The sequence below is a fragment of the Halostella sp. PRR32 genome, assembly GCF_034808085.1.
GTDB lineage: Archaea > Halobacteriota > Halobacteria > Halobacteriales > Natronoarchaeaceae > Halostella > Halostella pelagica.
The window spans coordinates 675,770-693,778 of sequence record NZ_JAXHGL010000001.1; the positions used below are offsets into that span (position 1 = coordinate 675,770).

The 18,009-nt window shown below is 65.3% G+C and carries 14 protein-coding genes and 1 pseudogene; 4 read left to right on the top strand and 11 right to left on the bottom strand.

Features of this window, described 5'->3' with window-relative positions; translation table 11 throughout:
* Positions 1–51: 51 nt before the first annotated feature.
* The 5 genes and pseudogenes from SM753_RS03570 to SM753_RS21315 all read right to left on the bottom strand — a co-directional run.
* Complete coding sequence (locus tag SM753_RS03570) at positions 52–957, bottom strand: amino acid ABC transporter permease (protein WP_323190575.1); 906 nt, start codon at positions 955–957, stop codon at positions 52–54.
* Entirely contained in the window at positions 954–1,709 is a 756-nt protein-coding gene (locus SM753_RS03575) for an amino acid ABC transporter ATP-binding protein (protein ID WP_323190576.1), read from the bottom strand. The genes SM753_RS03570 and SM753_RS03575 overlap by 4 nt, the downstream gene beginning before the upstream one ends.
* The gene (locus tag SM753_RS03580; protein WP_135534672.1) at positions 1,706–2,410 is read right to left on the bottom strand and encodes an amino acid ABC transporter permease; all 705 of its coding nucleotides are present in this window, start codon (positions 2,408–2,410) and stop codon (positions 1,706–1,708) included. Before SM753_RS03580 ends, SM753_RS03575 begins: the two co-directional genes overlap by 4 nt.
* A gap of 4 nt (positions 2,411–2,414) precedes the next feature.
* Positions 2,415–3,194 carry a basic amino acid ABC transporter substrate-binding protein gene (locus SM753_RS03585; RefSeq protein ID WP_323190577.1) on the bottom strand — a complete coding sequence of 260 codons (780 nt, stop codon included), beginning with the start codon at positions 3,192–3,194 and terminating at the stop codon, positions 2,415–2,417.
* Positions 3,195–4,016: 822 nt separating this feature from the next.
* A pseudogene (locus tag SM753_RS21315) lies at positions 4,017–4,469 on the bottom strand (COX15/CtaA family protein); the annotation flags it as partial.
* A 125-nt stretch (positions 4,470–4,594) separates the two neighbouring features.
* On the opposite strand from SM753_RS21315, the gene SM753_RS03595 reads away from it, so the two are divergent.
* Both SM753_RS03595 and SM753_RS03600 read left to right on the top strand, forming a co-directional pair.
* Positions 4,595–5,671, top strand: a complete 1,077-nt coding sequence (locus SM753_RS03595; protein ID WP_323190579.1) for a M24 family metallopeptidase — start codon at positions 4,595–4,597, stop codon at positions 5,669–5,671.
* 66 nt (positions 5,672–5,737) lie between these two features.
* The gene (locus SM753_RS03600) at positions 5,738–7,996 is read left to right on the top strand and encodes an NADP-dependent malic enzyme (RefSeq protein WP_135534675.1); all 2,259 of its coding nucleotides are present in this window, start codon (positions 5,738–5,740) and stop codon (positions 7,994–7,996) included.
* A gap of 158 nt (positions 7,997–8,154) precedes the next feature.
* On the opposite strand, the gene SM753_RS03605 is transcribed toward SM753_RS03600, so the two are convergent.
* A complete protein-coding gene (locus SM753_RS03605; RefSeq protein WP_135534676.1) occupies positions 8,155–8,799 on the bottom strand; it encodes a ribonuclease H in 645 nt (214 codons plus the stop codon).
* A 245-nt stretch (positions 8,800–9,044) separates the two neighbouring features.
* Between SM753_RS03605 and SM753_RS03610 the strand changes: the two genes are divergently transcribed.
* Positions 9,045–9,968: an EamA family transporter gene (locus tag SM753_RS03610; RefSeq protein WP_323190580.1), complete on the top strand. Its 924-nt coding sequence runs from the start codon at positions 9,045–9,047 to the stop codon at positions 9,966–9,968.
* Between the two features lie 71 nt (positions 9,969–10,039).
* Here SM753_RS03610 and SM753_RS03615 read toward each other — a convergent pair whose 3' ends face one another.
* The 3 genes from SM753_RS03615 to SM753_RS03625 all read right to left on the bottom strand — a co-directional run bounded on the left by SM753_RS03615 (position 10,040) and on the right by SM753_RS03625 (position 14,412).
* A complete protein-coding gene (locus tag SM753_RS03615; protein WP_138797833.1) occupies positions 10,040–10,315 on the bottom strand; it encodes a hypothetical protein in 276 nt (91 codons plus the stop codon).
* Positions 10,316–10,468: 153 nt separating this feature from the next.
* Positions 10,469–12,073, bottom strand: coding sequence for a CARDB domain-containing protein (locus SM753_RS03620; RefSeq protein ID WP_323190581.1), 1,605 nt, complete (start codon positions 12,071–12,073; stop codon positions 10,469–10,471).
* Positions 12,074–12,186: 113 nt separating this feature from the next.
* The gene (locus SM753_RS03625) at positions 12,187–14,412 is read right to left on the bottom strand and encodes a CDC48 family AAA ATPase (protein WP_135534680.1); all 2,226 of its coding nucleotides are present in this window, start codon (positions 14,410–14,412) and stop codon (positions 12,187–12,189) included.
* A 190-nt stretch (positions 14,413–14,602) separates the two neighbouring features.
* Between SM753_RS03625 and larC the strand changes: the two genes are divergently transcribed.
* Positions 14,603–16,024: a nickel pincer cofactor biosynthesis protein LarC gene (gene larC, locus SM753_RS03630; protein ID WP_323190582.1), complete on the top strand. Its 1,422-nt coding sequence runs from the start codon at positions 14,603–14,605 to the stop codon at positions 16,022–16,024.
* A 24-nt stretch (positions 16,025–16,048) separates the two neighbouring features.
* Here the strand turns inward: larC and SM753_RS03635 are convergent, their stop codons facing one another.
* Positions 16,049–16,867 (bottom strand): manganese catalase family protein, encoded by an 819-nt coding sequence (locus tag SM753_RS03635; protein WP_135534682.1) that lies wholly within the window; start codon positions 16,865–16,867, stop codon positions 16,049–16,051.
* Between the two features lie 357 nt (positions 16,868–17,224).
* A complete protein-coding gene (locus tag SM753_RS03640) occupies positions 17,225–17,971 on the bottom strand; it encodes a hypothetical protein (protein ID WP_323190583.1) in 747 nt (248 codons plus the stop codon).
* Between the last annotated feature and the right edge of the window lie 38 nt (positions 17,972–18,009).

Consider the following 18,009-nt stretch of genomic DNA (forward strand, 5'->3'; position numbering starts at 1 on the left):
GAACGAAAGTTTCGAGCTGAGGAGACTACTGTCGCGACGCAGGAGGACTGTCTACTGGCGTCCCTTGATTCGGCCGACACCGGGGATGGACGTCCGACGTTCGACTGTCTCCATCAGTTTCGCGGCCGATATCACCAGCGCGAGATACAGCACGCCGGCCAGGGTGAACACGGCGGTGTACCGGAAGTTGTTCGATGATATGTCCTGTGCCTGGTGGAACAGTTCGGGGACGGTGATGAACGCCGCCAGCGAGGAGTACTTGATGAGGTAGACGAGTTCGTTCGTCCACCCCGGAATGGCGTAGCGAAGGCCCTGCGGCAGAACCACGTACCGGATGCCGTCGAGTTTCGACAGTCCGATAGCTCGCGCGGCGGTCAACTGGCTCTCTTCGACGCTGATGAGCGCCGACCGGATGTACTCTGCCTGATAGGCGGCGCTGTTTATCGTGAAGCCCACGATGGCAACCCACACCGCCTCGTCGGGAACCCAACCCTGACCGACACCGGGTAGGCCGCCGAGGAACGAGGTCAGACCAATACCGTAGTAGAGGACGAACAACTGGACGAGCAGCGGCGTCCCACGGATCAGTTCGGTGAACGCGAGCGAGAGATACGACGAAGTGGTCCCGTACACGCGGGCGATCGAAAGCGGCACCGCGAGGACGAACCCGAACGTGATACCGGCGACGGTCAGCACGACGGTGAGATAGACGCCGCTTGCCATCTGCGGGAGGAACTCGACGGCGAAGGCGACCCACTCAGGGATCCACTCGGGAAGGCCGGCGGGGTCGACGAACGGTTCGTCGGGTGCCGCGCCGGCGTCGACGACTCCCCAGTCGTTCAGCAGGCGGACGGCGAGCCATCCCCAGAACAGGATCCCCGCCGCGGCGGTAATGACCTGGCCGGGCGAGAGCGACCGAAATATGCCCGTGCGGGAGCGCGTCGCCGTCTCGCTCATGGCTGCGCGTCACCGTGGCGGGCCGTGATCCGACTGAGGAACTCTCTCGTTCGTTTCCGCTCCGATCTGTCGAAAAGCTGTTCCGGCGGGCCGCGCTCTACTATTTCCCCCTGGTCGAGGAACGTCATGGTGGAGGCGGCCTCTCTGGCGAAGGTCATCTCGTGGGTAACGACGAGCATCGTCATCCCGCCCGACGCGAGATCGCGCATCACTTCAGTCACCTCGCCGATGAGTTCGGGGTCGAGCGCGCTCGTCGGTTCGTCGAACAGAATCAGTTTCGGGTCCATCGCGAGCGCGCGAGCGATGCCGACACGCTGTTTCTGCCCGCCGGAAAGCTCCGCCGGGTAGGAGTCGGCCTGGTCCCCCAGACCGACTTGGTCGAGATGCTCCATCGCCTTCTCGCGGGCCTCGGCCTTGCCCATGCCGCGGACGCGTCGTAGGCCGAGAGTCACGTTGCCCAGCGCCGTCTTGTGCGCGAAGAGGTTGAAGTCCTGAAACACCATCCCGACGTCGCGCCGGAGTTCGTTCACGTCGGTGTCCGGGGCGGTCACCCGGTCGCCGTCGAGATAGATGTCGCCGTCGTCGATTTCCGTGAGGCGGTTGACACAGCGCAGTAGCGTCGATTTGCCGCTCCCGCTGGGACCGACGACGACCTCCACGTCGCCGACCTCCATGTCGAGGGAGACGCCGCGCAGTACCTCCTCGTCGCCGTAGCTCTTGTACACCGAGTCGAGACGTAGCAGTGGATTCATACTGATTCCTCCGTGGGGATACCGTAGTACTGGCCGAGGTAGTCGAGTCCGCGGTTCGTCGTGAACGTCAGCACGAAGTAGATGGCGCTGGCGAACAGGAACACCTCCATCACGGCGGTCGTCTCCTGGATGAACAGTTCGCGACTCAGCGTCAGGAGTTCCGCGACGCCGATGGCGTACGCGATCGAGGTGTCCTTGAGGACGATAGTCATCTCGTTCTGGAACCCGGGGATCGAACGACGGAGCGCCTGCGGCACGACCACCCACCGGATCGCTTCCAGTTTCGACATGCCGACCGAGCGGGCCCCCTCCATCTGGCCCTCGCTCACGCTCTGGATGGACCCGCGGAATATCTGGGACTGATACGCGGCGCTTCGCAGGCCGAGACCGACGATCGCCGTCTCGAACGCGCCCCCGAAGCGAAACACGAAGTAGCCGAAGAAGAAGATCACCAGGATCGGGGTGCCGCGTAACACGACGCCGGCCGTCCCGACTATCGCCCGCAGTACGCGACCGCCGTACACCTCGACCACCCCGGCGGGAAAGCCGACCAGAAAGCCGAGCAGGACGCTCGCCACGGTGAGCAACACCGTCGTCAGCGTCCCCTCTAGCAGATAGTCGGCGTTTTCGAAGACGAAACCCCAGTCCCCGCTCTGGAGGACCACGGCCCCGAACGACGCGTCGGCGAGGGCCTGTAGCATCGAATTACTCCGAGGCGAACCACTTGTTCGTCAGTTCCTCGTACGTGCCGTTGTCCCGGACTGCCTGCAGACCCTCGTTGAGAGCGGTCCGAACGTCGTCGGCCCCTTTCTGAACGGCGAACCCGTACTCCTCGTCGGTCTCGAAGACGAAGGCGACCTCGACGTCGCGGTTGGATGCGAACGTGTTAGCAACAGGGTCGTCAAGCACGACGGCTTCGATGTTGCCGTTCTCCAGGTCTTCGACGGAGAAGACGTAGTTGTCGTAGGTGTTGTAGTTGGACTCCTCGTACGTGCCGTTCTCGATCCGGTCCTGGATCAGCCCTTCGCCGGTCGTTCCGCCCTGTGCACCGATGTCGTGGCCAGCCAGGTCGTCCATCGACTCCGGCGAGAAATCGCTCCCCTCCTGTACGAGGACAGCCTGATCCGCGCTGTAGTAGGGGTCCGTGAAATCGACCGTCTGTTTTCGCTCGTCGTTTATCGTCATCGCGGCGGCGACGACGTCCGCCCGGTCGTTGTCGAGTGCGGGGACGAGCGACGTGAAATCGAACTCCTGCCACTCGCCGAGTTCGTACTCGGTTTCGTCGATAACGGCGTTGAGCAGGTCCACGTCGAAGCCGACGAGTTCTCCGTTCTCTTTCATCTCGAACGGTGCGAACCCCGGATTGGTTGCGGGCGTGAGAGTCTGGTCGTCGTCACCGCCACCGGTGATCGAGTCGAGACAGCCGGCGATTCCTAGTCCTGCGACGGTACCTACCGATGTTTTAAGATACGTACGTCGATCCATACCGAAAAAGCAGTGGCTATACCTATGTAAATGCTTTAATTCGTGTTCGTCAGGGAAGTGCGTCGGATAACGGGGTTTACGACGACTTCCGGAACGACGAGGCCGATCCGACCTGTCCGGACGGGTCCGACGGCGTGGCGAGTTGCGCTACTCGACGGCGGCGGAGCGACCGCCGGGCGGGTCCGAGCCGTCCCGTCGTGAACTCAACCGGAACGCGGCGAGCGTGGCGACGAGGACGACGAGGTTGAGTCCGACGGCCACTGCCACCGTGTTACCCGTGAGCCAGACGCGGCTGATCAGCAACTGGACCGCGAGCGTCACCGCGGCGGCGAACGAGACAAGCCGGACGTGCGATTGTCCGGCGACGTCGACGTCCCCCAGCCACAGACCGGCGGCGAACAGGGCGGCTAACGCGGCCAGACTCGCGGCGTAGTAGCCGATAGTCGCGCCGAGAGACGTGAGTATCAGTCCGGGCGTGAGCACGACACCGAGCAGGAGCAACGGGAGCGACCCGCCGAGCGCTATCCGCGATCGCGAGCGGCGCGTCCCGCCGGCGAGGCGTCGAACCGTCGGGCCGGACGCGAGTGCGAAGGCGGCGAGGGGGACGGCGGTGGCCGCGACGAGACCGGCGCGGTCGACTGCCGGGCCGTCCGAAAACGACCAGGCGGCGACGGCCACCGGAACGCCGAGTATCACCGGCGGGAGAGCAGCGATCCGGGCCAGTCGGGCGGCGTCTCTGCGCTCGCCGTCGTCGCTTGCGTCGGCGTTTCGGTCGTCCCCGGCGCGGGTAGCGGCCCTCTCCTCACCGCGGGTCGTGTCACCGTCGGCGAGCGCCCAAGCCGCGACCGCGGTCACGGGCAGAAAGATCAGCAACGCCGTGGCGAAGTGCGCCGCGAGGATCAGGAGTTCGTACTCGGTGACGGTGAGCGCCCCGAGAACGATCTGCGTCGGCAGGACGAGCGTCGCCGTCGCCGCCGCGTACCGGACTCGACGGGAGCGACCGCCCCGCCAGGCGGCGGCGGTCAGGCCGAGGATCATGAACCCCGTTGCCATCGCCACCAGCCGGTGGAACCACTCGACGAAACTCCCCCAGTTGGCTGGGAACAGGCCGAACACCGCCCCGTCGCAGAACGGCCAGCGCGTTTCGCAGGTGAGACCGAACCCAGCCGTCGCCGTGTAGAGGCCGATCAGGATCAGGAGGAACGTCATGATCGCCGTGGCGACGGCGAGGCCCCGAAAGCGGTCCGTGCCGTTCGACCCGGAAGTCGAGGACATTGTTTAGAAATCAGTCGCTCGCGCACTTATGTCACGCGGTTTCGGCGAGTGATTTCCCGCGTTAGGGCCGCGGAACCCGACAACCGTCCGGTGGCTTCAAGAACGGGTACGGACTGGTAGCGAGCATGAGAGAGGAGCGACTCGACGCGTATCTGGCGGAGAACGACCTCGAATCCGTCTGGTTCGCGCAACCGAACAGTTTCGCGTGGCTCGCCGGCGGCGACAACGTCGTGGACCGCTCTGCGCCCGTCGGCGTGGCTGCCGCCGGATACGACGGCGAGAGCGTCACCGTCGTCACGGACAACATCGAAGCGCCGCGTCTCGCCGCCGAGGAACTCGATGACGACGTGACCGTCCACGAGACTGAGTGGTACGACTCCTCGCTGGCCGACGGCGTCCGGACCCACGCGACGGAGCCCGCGGCCGCGGACTTCGACGTTCCCGGGTTCGAGACGGTCGACGCTTCGTCGCTCCGGCAGCCGCTGACCGAGGCCGACATCGAACAGTACCGCGAACTCGGGCAGAAGGCGGCCGCCGCGCTGGAGGCGGTGTGCAAGGAGATCGAACCGGAAGACACGGAGCACGAAGTCGCCTCCGCGCTCCGGGTCGCGATGTCGGCGCGGGATCTCGAAGCGCCGGTGGTGCTGGTCGGCGGCGCGGAGCGCGCCCAGACGTACCGTCACTACACGCCGAAACGGGAGGAACTCGGGGCGTACGCACTCGTCTCGATCACCGCGGAGAGCGGCGGTTTACACGCGAGTCTCACCCGGACGGTCGCGTTCGACCCCCCGGAGTGGCTGGAGGAGCGCCACGACGCGGCGATGACCGTCGAGGCGACGGCGCTCGCCGCGACGCAGGAGGCGGCGGCGAACGGCGACGCCGCAGGGACCGTCTTCGACGCGGTTCGGGACGCCTACGAGGCCGTCGGCCACGAGGGAGAGTGGAAACGCCACCATCAGGGCGGTGCCGCCGGGTTCGCCGGACGCGAGTGGATCGCGACCCCGGGCCACGACGGCCCGGTGACGACGCCGATGGGCTACGCCTGGAACCCGACGGTTCAGGGGGCGAAAAGCGAGGACACCGTTCTCGTCACCGAGGACGGCTTCGAGGTCCTCACGCGGACCGGTCGGTGGCCGACCGAGGTCGTCGCGGCGGTCGACCGCGACGTGACTGTCGACCGCCACCGCCCGCTTTCGCCGTGATTTCGACGAATGACGAACTGTCGTTTCGTCAAAGTTTATAACGGCTGATGGCGACGTTCTCCGTACATGGGACTCGACGAGGACTCGCTAGAGTATCACCGCGAAGAACCACCCGGCAAGATAGAGATATCCACGACGAAACCGACGAACACGCAGCGCGACCTCTCGCTCGCGTACTCGCCGGGCGTCGCCGAACCGTGCCTGCGGATCAGTGAGAACCCGGAGGATGCCTACAAGTACACGGCGAAGGGGAATCTGGTCGGCGTCGTGTCGAACGGGTCGGCCGTGCTCGGACTCGGCGACATCGGAGCGCAGGCGTCGAAACCCGTCATGGAAGGGAAAGGCGTGCTGTTCAAGCGGTTCGCCGACATCGACGTGTTCGACATCGAACTCGCCGAGAACGACCCGCACGAGTTCGTCGACACCGTCGTACAGATGGAGCCAACGTTCGGCGGGATCAACCTGGAGGACATCAAGGCTCCGGAGTGTTTCACCATCGAGGAGGAACTCCGGGAGAAGCTGTCTATCCCCGTGTTCCACGACGACCAGCACGGCACGGCCATCATCAGCGGCGCGGCGCTACTGAACGCCGTCGAGATCGCCGAAAAGGACCTCTCCGACCTCGACATCGTCTTCTCCGGAGCGGGGGCGAGCGCGATCGCCACCGCCCGGTTCTACGTCTCGCTGGGCGCGAGCAAAGAGAACATAACGATGTGTGACTCCTCGGGGATCATCACTGAGGAGCGTGCCCGACACGGCGACGTCAACGAGTACAAACAGGAGTTCGCCCGGGACGTTCCCGAGGGTGACCTCGCGGACGCGATGGACAGTGCTGACGTGTTCGTCGGCCTCTCTATCGGCGGCATCGTCGACCAGGAGATGGTCCAGTCGATGAACGACGACCCGATCATCTTCGCCATGGCGAACCCTGACCCGGAGATCGGCTACGAGGAGGCGAAAGCGGCCCGCGACGACCACGTCATCATGGCGACCGGTCGCTCGGACTACCCGAACCAGGTCAACAACGTTCTCGGGTTCCCCTTCATCTTCCGCGGCGCGCTCGACGTGCGGGCGACGGAGATAAACGAGGCGATGAAAGTCGCCGCCGCCGAGGCGCTTGCGGACCTGGCCAAACAGGACGTACCGGACGCCGTGGTGAAGGCGTACGGCGACCAGCCGCTCCAGTTCGGCCCGGACTACATCATCCCGAAACCGCTCGACCCGCGCGTGCTGTTCGAAGTGGCACCCGCAGTCGCGAGGGCGGCGATAGAAAGCGACGCGGCCCGCGCGGAACTCGACGAGGAAGCGTACGTCGAGCGGTTAGAGGCCCGCCTGGGCAAATCCCGCGAGATGATGCGCGTCGTGCTCAACAAGGCCAAGTCCGACCCGAAACGCGTCGCGCTGGCCGAGGGCGACGACGAGAAGATGATCCGCGCGGCCTACCAGATCCAGGAACAGGGGATCGCCGAGCCGATACTCCTCGGCAACGCCGACAGCATCCGGACGACCGCCCGGCAACTCGGACTCGACTTCGAGCCCGAGATAGCCGACCCGCGCAGCGGCGATTACGACGACTACACCGACCACCTCTACGAGATCCGCCGTCGGAAAGGGATCACGGAGAACGAGGCCGAGGAACTGATCCGCGGCGACACGAACTACTTCGGCAGCGTCATGGTCGAACGCGGCGACGCCGACGCCTTGCTCACGGGGCTGACCCACAATTACCCGTCGGCGCTACGGCCGCCGCTACAGGTGATCGGAACCGCCGATGACGCCGATTACGCGGCCGGCGTCTACATGCTCACGTTCAAGAACCGCGTCGTCTTCTGCGCCGACACGACGGTCAACCAGAACCCCGACGAGGACGTTCTCGCCGAGGTCACCCGCCACACCGCCGAACTCGCGCGCCGGTTCAACATCGAGCCGAGAGCGGCGATGCTGTCGTATTCGAACTTCGGCAGCGTCGACAACCAGGGGACGCGCAAGCCCCGCGAGGCCGCTCGCCGCCTCCGCGAGGACAACAGCGTGGACTTCGCCGTCGACGGCGAGATGCAGGCCGATACGGCCGTCGTCGAAGACATTCTCGAAGGGACGTACGAGTTCTCTGACCTCGATGACCCTGCAAACGTGCTGATCTTCCCGAACCTTGAGGCAGGCAACATCGGTTACAAACTCCTCCAGCGCCTCGGCGGCGCGGAGGCCATCGGCCCGATGCTCGTCGGCATGGACAAACCCGTCCACGTCCTCCAGCGGGGCGACGAGGTCAAAGACATCGTGAACCTGGCGGGCGTCGCGGTGGTCGACGCACAACAAGAGGATTGACATCTTCCCCGCCCTGACGGGCGAAACTTTCTCCTTGATTCTCCGTAACGAACGCGAGCGGCCGGATCCCGGGGACGGCCCCGTCGAGGTGTGTCCCGACGGCGTGTTTTAGCCCGTAGAGATAGGTCTTCGCCGGCGTGCGGACAGTGGTGTTCGGCTTAGTCGCTCGCCTCGTTCGCGTGGCGGTCGGCACGCGACGGCGGCGGGAACCGCGGATCGGCCGCGGCGTCCGGTTCGTGCGTTTTCGGCAGGACGCAGCGGGCGGATTCGCGGTTGACGTGTTCGTAGTGGTCCGGCGTGTTGGCGAGCGGGTGGGCCGGGTTCTGCTCGCTCCGGATGCGCGCGGCACGGATCTCGCCGAACGTCGCGAGGCGCGCCCGAATACCGCGCCAGTGGTTGGCGCTCCCGTCCGGGACCGAGTACGGTCGGGGCGGGTCGTTGTCCGGGTGACGCGCGGCGAGTACCGCGGCGTTGACGTTCTCGGCGAGGTCGTCGTGGTCCAACAGGAGACCGACCCGCGCATCGGGCGGCGCGCGAGCGTCGAGCACGTCGAGTCCGAGATGGAGCGCACGGTACTCGGCGACGTTGTTATCAGGAGCGCTATCCGGGAGGGAAAGCCGCGTCACTTTCGTCCCGTCGCGAGTCTCGATGACGACGCCGAGTCCGCCCGGATCCGAGGCTCTGAACGAACCGTCGGTAGCGACGTAGAAGTCCCGATGATGAGTTTCGGGTGGATGGGCGATGTGTGGCGTCGGTGACTCGTCGAAGAGATCCCGCAACGCGGGCCGGCCATGAACGGCCATACTGTTACAAGGACCCGTTTCCGTATAAATACACCGGGCGAACCCGCTCCTTGCCGGCTACCGTGGATTTGCTTGGGGTACCGACTGAGTCGGGTCGTTGTAGTCCCGCGCTCGGACACAGGCGTTTGATATACTGGATATTCGGGTTCGATCCTCACGATATCTAAACTGAAAGGTGGGATAGTTCGGGACAGTACGGTGTTACGGATCGAAACATTCAGTCCGGTGTGTGTAAAACGGCCAGTGTGACCCGCTATCGAAACGTGTTGCTGTTCGTCGTACTGGCGGCCGTCTGGGGGACGGCGTTTATGGCGATCAAGGCCGGGTTGGCGTATTTCCCGCCCGTGCTGTTTGCGGCCATCCGATACGATATCGCCGGGGTGTTGATGCTCGGCTACGCCGCGTACGTCGTCGACGACCCGTTCCCACGCGGGCGCGGCCAGTGGGCTCTGGTCGCCGTCGGCGCGTCGCTGATGATCGCCGCCTACCACGCCTTGCTGTTTATCGGCGAACTGAACACGACGAGTGCGGCCGCCGCAGTGGTCGTCTCGCTCTCTCCCGTTCTAACGGCCGGATTCGCCCGGATGCTGTTACCGAGCGAACGCATGACGACCGCCGGCATCGCCGGCCTCGTCCTCGGCCTTCTCGGCGTTGCTATCCTGGCGCAACCCGACCCGTCGAACCTGCTGGCCGAGGACGTGGTCGCGAAACTACTCATCTTCGGCGCGGCGGCGGCGTTCGCCCTCGGAAGCGTCTTGACGCGTCGGATCGAGGCCGAACTCCCTATCGAGACGCTGGAGGCGTGGTCGATGGTTTTCGGCGCGTTACTGATGCACGTCCTGAGCGCCGCGTTGCCGAACGAGTCGTTCGCGGCGATAACCTGGACCGTCGAAGCGGTCGCGGCCGTCGTCTATCTCTCGGTCGTCGCGAGCGCTCTCGGCTTCCTCGTCTACTTCGATCTGCTCGAGCGTCTCGGCCCCATCGAGATCAATCTCGTGTCGTACGTCGCGCCGATATTCGCCGCAGTGTCGGGGTGGCTGTTCCTCGGTGAGATAATCGGCGTCCCGACGGTCGTCGGCTTCCTCGTTATCTTCGCCGGGTTCGTCCTGATAAAGCGACGGGCGCTGACCGAGGAGGTCGAAGGTATCAGGCGAGCCGTGGTCGACTGACCGCGAGACGAGGGACCACAGGGGACGATAGAAGATGGCGTCAGCAGGGGAGTTCGGGTCCGCGGCTGCCGTCAGGTCGTGTTGTAGGGATGGCCGATCAGAAGCGCCACCATATTGACGACGAGTAGCCCGAGGAAGGTGATCGTCTGTGACGGATCCGTCAGACCACGGAGGAGTAACGGCACGTGGAGGAACGGGAGGGCAACGGCCATCCAGAAGCTTATCATTCTGATCGGCGCGGTGAACAGGGACGAATCGAGCCGGTCGAGCACCGACTGTCGACCGTTGCGGTTGTCACTCGCGTCGGAGGGTGCTTGTTCGCTGTGGAAGGGGGAGGGACGTGACATTGTTGTCGCGCTTGAACAGTCCTACAGTACGTCAGACCATATAACCGTCAGAGCGTTCGCTTTATTTCGCTCCGTTTTACGGATCGTACCAACCTCCTACTACGTTTCACGACGCACTGAGAGGCGGTGAGATCCTTTACAACAGTCTATGAGTCAATATATCGAGTTTACAGTCAGAACGAGCGCTCGAGCGGCTATCGTCTCGAACGCGTCCTCTCGCTCCGCGACCGTTATCGTCGCCTCGATATCCGCGTCGTCCGACTCTACGCCATGAGAGTACTCGCCGGTCGACGCGTTCTCAGCGACCCGCGTCGTTAGATCGACCGTCCGCGACTCTCCGGCGTTTAGTCTGACGTACTCACGGTCGGCCACGGCGTCGTCGAACCGGTATTTCACCCACTGGCCTCCCGGTTCGTTGCCCGCGTTCGTCACCGTCGCCTCGACCGTGACGTTCTCACCGCGCGCCACTTCGTCGGGAGCGTCGAGCGACGAGAGGGTGAAGTCGGCCCCGCGGACGGAAACGGTGTAGCCGTCAGCCTCGAACGTCTCGGTCGCCGTGTCGGTTCGCAGGCCGCGGACGGGCACGGTCCCGGGATCGTCGAACGTCACGTTCACCGTCCCGTCCGCGCCGATTGCGTGGGTCGCGTTACCGACGGACAGTGAGCCGTCGACCGGTTCCCCGGTGTCTTCGCGGGTCAGATCGAACCGTATCACCGCACCCTTCTCGACGCGAGTCCGGTTCGCCGCGAGCGCCAGCGACACCGTCCGGCGGTCGACTGCGACCGTCAGTGCGGCGTCGTCGAACGTGACCGCGGGCGTGTCGGGCGCGCTGGCGGTGAACGCAACCTCGCCAGCGGCTTCGACGGTGACGTTGACGATGCCGTCGTCGTCCGTCTCGTACGTCTTCCCGTCGACGGTAACTGTCGCGTTGGCCGGGCCGCCGGTGTCGTCGCGGGTCACGCGAACCCGGACCGGTTCGTGGGCAACGGGGTCGTCCTCGACGGTGAGCGAGAGCGACGCTCGCCGGCGAGTGACCGATACGTCGACCGAACTCCGGTTGAATCGCGTCGTCGGAGTCCGGCCTTTGATCGCCGTCGCGGTGAACTCGCCCGCTCGCTCGAAGATGACGACGACGGTTCCGTCCGCGCCGGTTGTGTGTCCCTTCCCGGCGACTTCGACGGTTCCCTCGACCGGATCCGTCCCGTCCGTGACGGTAAATCGGACCGCATCGCCGGCCGTCGCACGAGACGCGTTCGCCCGGATGTTCAGGTCGGTGACGTACCGCTCCACCGTGACCGTTCGCCGCGCGTCGATGAAGTTGATCCCGTCAGCTGACGCCGTTGCCCTGACCGTGTACTCGCCGCCGCGGTCGAACCGTACTGTGACGGTCCCGTCGTCGCCGGTTCTGTACCGTTCCCCGCCGACGCGCAACGACGCGTTCGCGACCGGGTCATCCCCCGCGCGTTCGACGGTGAACGTAACGGCGTCGCCGGGTCTGATCGTCGACCTGTTCGCGTGGATCCGAAGTTCGACGGCCGTCGCCGAGTCGCCGTCGTCGAGGTCGGGGAACGGGAAGACCGGCCCGCTCTCGTTTCCAGCCACCGCACCCGGACCGCCCAGACCGATAACCATGGCGACAAGCGTGCCACAGACGATGCCGACGAGGATCACGATCGTCGGGTCCCGGAAGGCGCTGTACGGGTCCTCGCCGCCGGTGAGCGCGTCTTCGTCCGGTTCGCCGGGCGATCGTCCCTTCACGTGATGTTACAACTGGCGTACGTATCAGACGTTTAAAACGTTATCGTCGATCCGCCGCGAAAACGTGTAGCGCGCTGGAAAAAGCGGTTCGCCTGCGAGAGCCGACGGTCGGCCTACTGGAATCCGATGCGACCGCCGGCTTTGTCGTGTGCAGGGTCGCCGGTGCCGCCCTTGAACTGGTCTTCCATCCGCTCGTAGTAATCGAGGATGTCCTCAGTTATCGTCGGCCGGACGTTTTCGAGCGCCTTGCGGAAGTGGCGCATCTCGACGGTTTCGGCGTCGTCGTCCTCGCGAAGCGCCTCGATAGCGGCCTCGCGCGCGATGCTTTCCAGGTCGCTCCCGACGTAGCCGTCGGTTATCTCCGCGATTTCCGGCAGCGACACGTCCGCGGCCAGCGGCGTGTCCGCCGTGTGGATGTCGAGGATACGCTCGCGACCCTCGACGTCGGGCTGACCGATCATCACCATCCGGTCGAACCGCCCGGAGCGGATCAGCGCCGGGTCGATGATGTCCGGCCGGTTGGTCGCGCCGATGACCATGACGTCCTCCATGTCTTCGAGGCCGTCGAGTTCCGTCAGCAGTTGGTTGACGACGCGCTCGCTGACGTTGCTCCCCATCTCACCGCCGCGACCCGGAGCGAGGCTGTCGAGTTCGTCGAAGAAGATGACCGTCGGCGACACCTGCCGTGCCTTCCGGAAGGTCTGCCGGATCGCCTTCTCCGACTCGCCGACCCACTTCGACAGCAGTTGCGGGCCGCGCACCGAGATGAAGTTGGCGTTGGTCTCGTTGGCGACGGCTTTCGCCATCAGGGTCTTCCCGGTTCCGGGCGGGCCGTACAGCAAGACGCCGCTCGGCGGGTCGATGCCGAGGCGCTCGAACTTCTCCGGCGAGGTGAGCGGCCACTCGACGCTCTCTTGAACCTGCTCTTTCGCCTCGTTCAGGCCGCCGACGTCGTCCCAGGATATCTTCGGGAGTTCGACGAGGACCTCCCGTAGCGCGGACGGTTCGACCTCGTTCAGCGCGCCGCGGAAGTCCTGGCGCTTGACGATCATCCGGTCGATGAGACTCGGCGGGATGTCCTCCTCGTCCAAGTCGATCTCGGGGAGGTATCGCCGCAGCGCCTTCATCGCGGCCTCTTTCGTCAGGCTCTCGATGTCCGCGCCGACGAAGCCGTGGGTCTCATCCGCGAGGTGACCCAGGTTCACGTCGTCGGACAGCGGCATGCCGCGCGTGTGGATCTGGAGTATCTCCTCGCGACCCATCTCGTCGGGGACGCCGATCTCGATCTCGCGGTCGAAGCGACCCGGCCGGCGAAGCGCGGGGTCGACCGAGTCGACGCGGTTCGTCGCCGCGATGACGATGACCTGACCGCGCGATTCGAGGCCGTCCATCATCGTCAGCAACTGGGCGACGACGCGGCGCTCGACTTCGCCCGTCACGTCCTCGCGTTTCGGCGCGATGGAGTCGAGCTCGTCGATGAAGATGATAGAGGGAGCTTCCTCCGTCGCGTCCTCGAATATCTCCCGGAGTTGCTGTTCGGATTCGCCGTAGTACTTCGAGATGATCTCCGGACCGGCGATAGAGAAGAAACTCGCAGACGTCTCGTTAGCCACCGCCTTCGCGAGGAGGGTCTTCCCGGTGCCGGGCGGTCCGTGGAGCAACACCCCCTGGGGCGGTTCGATCCCGAGTTTCTTGAATATCTGCGGGTGTTTCATCGGGAGCTCCACCATCTCCCGGACCCGCTGGATCTCCGACTGGAGTCCGCCGATGTCTTCGTACGTGATCCCGCCGCCCGTCTTCTCGAACCCGCTGATCGGCTCCTCGCGGAGTTCGACGTCGGTGTCCTCGGTAATCAGGACGACGCCCTCGGGTTCCGTCTCGACGGCGATGAGCGGGATCGCCTGTCCCGGCGAGCGCATGAACGGGTGGTTCGTCGACGACATCACCGGAACGATGTCGCGCTCGACGACCGGCCGCTTCAGTATCTGCCGTTTCACCATGCCGGCAGCGTCGCTGCCGAACTGGACGCTCGCCTCCTCGGGCGGCGCGAGCACCAGCGAGTCGGCCTTCGTCGCCTCGGCCTTGCGGATCGTCACGCGCTCGCCGATCCCCACGTCCGAGTTCTGTCGCGTGAATCCGTCGATACGAACTGTGTCCGTGTTCCAGTCCTGCCGGTCGGCGCGCCACACCTTCGCCGCGGTCGTGTCAGCACCCTCGATTTCGATGATGTCGCCCGGACTCAGCTTCAGGTGGAGGAGCGTGTCCGGGTCGAGGCGAGCGATACCGCGCCCCGAGTCGTTCGGGTACGCTTTTGCGACCTCGAGTTGAACTTCGTTCATGATTTCACAGCGGTAGAGATGGTTTGCATTCAGACGCCGGTCCCGATATGTCTTTTGTTATGGGGGGGTCACCCCCGCTGTTTACCCTGTCTCGTGTCATATGGTACCACTTGATATTGAACCGGGGAACACAAAGGCGTGACGTTCCCGGACCCGAACTTTGACCAGCCGTCACTTCCGAACGTGTGATATGCGAACGCTCGCCTTCGACGGCCGGATGGGAGCCAGCGGCGATATGCTCCTCGGCGCTCTCGTCGCGGCAGGTGCCGACCCCGACGCGCTTGCTCCCGTAACGGCCGCTCTCGACGTTGAATACGCGGTCGACGACCGAACGGAACACGGGATCGGAGCGACCGACGTCCGCGTGCTCGTCAGCGACGGACGGGACGACGACGATCAAACCCGCGACAGCGATGAACACGACCACAGCCGCGATCACGAAGAGACTCACAGCCACGATCACGAACACTCCCACACTCACGAACACGACCACGAGCGATCCGCCGAGGGTCGCGGCCCCGCCCGAACCTACCCCGAGGTAATCGAGATCGTCGAGGGGATGAATCTCCCGGCCGGCGTCGCGGCGGACGCGAAAGCCGTCTTCGAGATCCTCGGCGAGGCCGAAGCGGCGGTCCACGGGACCGACCTCGCCGAGACGCACTTCCACGAGGTGGGCGCTGACGACGCCATCGCCGACGTGGTCGGGGCGGCGCTGCTGGTCGATGACGTAGGGGTCGACAGGGTTGTCACCACGCCGGTCCGGACCGGCGGCGGGACCGCCGAGATGAGTCACGGCGTGTATCCGGTTCCCGCGCCGGCGGTCGTCGAGATAGTCGAACGTGCGGACTGGGCGATTCAGGGCGGCCCGGTCGACGCTGAACTGCTCACGCCGACGGGTGCGGCGATACTCGCGCACTTCGCCGACGGCGTCGGCCAGTTGCCGCCGCTGGACGTGACGGCGTCGGGGTACGGGGTCGGCGGCTACGACTTCGACGAACGACCGAACGTGCTGCGCGCGTTCGTCGGAGCGGAGCGCGAGGCGGACGCGGCGGACGACGGCCACGGTCACGCACACGGCGCGGACGACGGGCGCTCTGTCTCGGACGCGACGGACGACCGACACGGCGTTGCGGATGCGACGGACGACGGACACCTCGTCCGCGACGATGTCGCGGTTCTGGAGACGAACGTCGACGACGTGACGCCGGAGGTGCTGGGGAGCCTACAGGAATCACTCTCGCAGGCAGGCGCGCGAGACGTGACGATACTCCCGACGACGATGAAGAAGTCCCGCCCGGGCCACCTCGTGAAGGTGATCGCGAAACCCGAGGACGCGCGGGCAGTAGCGCGCCGCCTCGCGGAGGAGACGGGGACGCTCGGCGTCCGACAGAGCGGGGCGACCCACCGCTGGGTCGCCGAACGCGCCTTTCTGACTGCGACTCTCTCGGTGGACGGCGACACCTACGAGGTGGACGTGAAAGTGGCGAGCGACGACGCGGGCGAGACGTACGACGTGAGCGCCGAGTACGACGACGCGCTCGGGGTCGCGCGGGAGACGGGGCTCGCGCTCCGCGAGGTGTTGCGGCGGGCGGAGAACGCGGTGAAAGAATAGGGAAACGGTGAACGCACTCGTGCGTTATTCGGATTCGGGCTCGTTGTTCGTCGTCGGGTCGGCCGGACCGACGCCGGGGGATCCGCCGCCGGGCTGTTCGGCCAGGAACGAGAACTCGCCTTTGCCGTCCGGAGCCTCGCCCTGGGTCCACGGCGTTGCAGGGTCCTCGTGCGGGTCTCTCGCCGTCGACATGAACGAGTAGTTGAACTCCTGGTTCTCCTTCTCCTGCGGGAAACTCGCGGGGATCGGCAGATGGTCCTCGAACGTGTCGAGAACCGTCAGCCACTGGTTCTGATGCATCGTGTCGCGCGCGATGAGATACGCGAGCATGTCTTTCATCCCCTCGTCGTTCGTGTATTCGTACAGCCGGGTCGCCAGCAGTCGCCCGGTCGACTCGGCCATCACGTTCGCGTACATGTCGGCCGCGAGGTTCCCAGACGCGACGACGTAGTTCCCGCTAAACGGCGTGCCGTTGCTGTCGACCGGCATCGCGGACAGCCCGGACGACAGGAAGTGACGGGGGTTCTGTCCCGTCATCGCCGCGGCGACTGCGGCGTCCTCCTGTGCCTCCTCGCGGAGTTCCTGGGGCGCGCCGCGCAAGTTCTTCGTCACCGCCGTCGCCAGCATCTCGATGTGTCCGAGTTCCTCGGCGGCCGTCTCCATCAGCATGTGCCGGAAGTCGCTGTGCTCCTCCGGAAGCGCCATCGCCTGGAACATGTACTGCATCGCCACGCGCATCTCCCCCTCGACGCCGCCGATAGCCTGCTGAAGCAGTTTCGCGAAGTGCGGATCCGGTTCCTCGACCTCGACCTCGTACTGTAGTTCGTCGTTTTGGAAAAACACTGTGTGACCTCCGGACGCTATAGCCACGAGCAGAGGGATAAATTCCACGAGAGTGAAATGGGATGTTATTGCACTTTCTCCGGATGTTTCCCGATGAAAGCCGAAAACAACCCGCTAGGTACTCCGCGCTAACCGGTCCGTACCTTTTTCGCACCGACAGTGGGGAGATGCCTGCGGTGATTCAGAATGGGTGATCATCACTCGGATACGACACTTGGGGCGTCACGATGAACGTTCCTGTACACCGCGCCCGACGCCCTCCCGGAAGGCCAGAAGTACGTGCTTCGGAGGCAGGACGACGGAGTCTCGGACCCCGGTCCGCTGGCGGATATCACGGTAGACCCAGTGAAATGAACGCTACCTGTCCCCGTGTTCGTCGAGCGCTTCGTCGATAGTGAGGTCGCCGCTCGCGACGCGCCGTGCCAGCGCCTCGTCGATAGCGCGGTTCCGGGCCGACTGCTCGCGCGAGCGGTTCTTGATCACCTTCAGTTCGCCCTCGGTCGGTTCGACCTCGCGTTCGTCGACGATGTCGCCCTCGATGCGGGCGATGTTGACCGCCGCGAGCACGTCGCCCATGCCGCGAGCGCCGGTGCCGAGATACGGCGTCGTCCCCGTTTCGTCGACGAGTTCGACCCGAACGTCGTCCAGGTCGTTGACGATAGTCGCCCCCTGAAGGCGCGCACCGTCGCCGACACGGACGACCGGGTCCGGCGCGTCTGCGACCTCCTCCCGGATGACCTCGACCGCGTCCTCTAACGGGACGTGGAACGCGGCGACCACCGTCTCGCCCGTCAAAACGGCGATTCCGGGGCGCGTGCCGGGGTCGACGCCGACGATAGTCCGACCCCCTTCGCCGCGGACGGCGGCAAGCGCCGACTCGACGGCACGGCGGGGGCTCTCCGGGTCGGCGGTGATGACTGCCACGTCGCTCGGGACCGACTCGTCGCCGCCGGCGATCCCTCCCTGAGCGTCCGTGACGAGAACTGTCGTCGACTCGGGGATCGGGTCCCCCGGTTCGATGGTCGTGAACGTCACGCCCCTGTCGCGGAGTTCGTTCACGACGCCGTGGTACAGTTCGAAGTTCTCGGTCGCGACGACTATCACTAGGCGATCGTTCGCAGTCGTCGGAGTTAAAGTCTTCC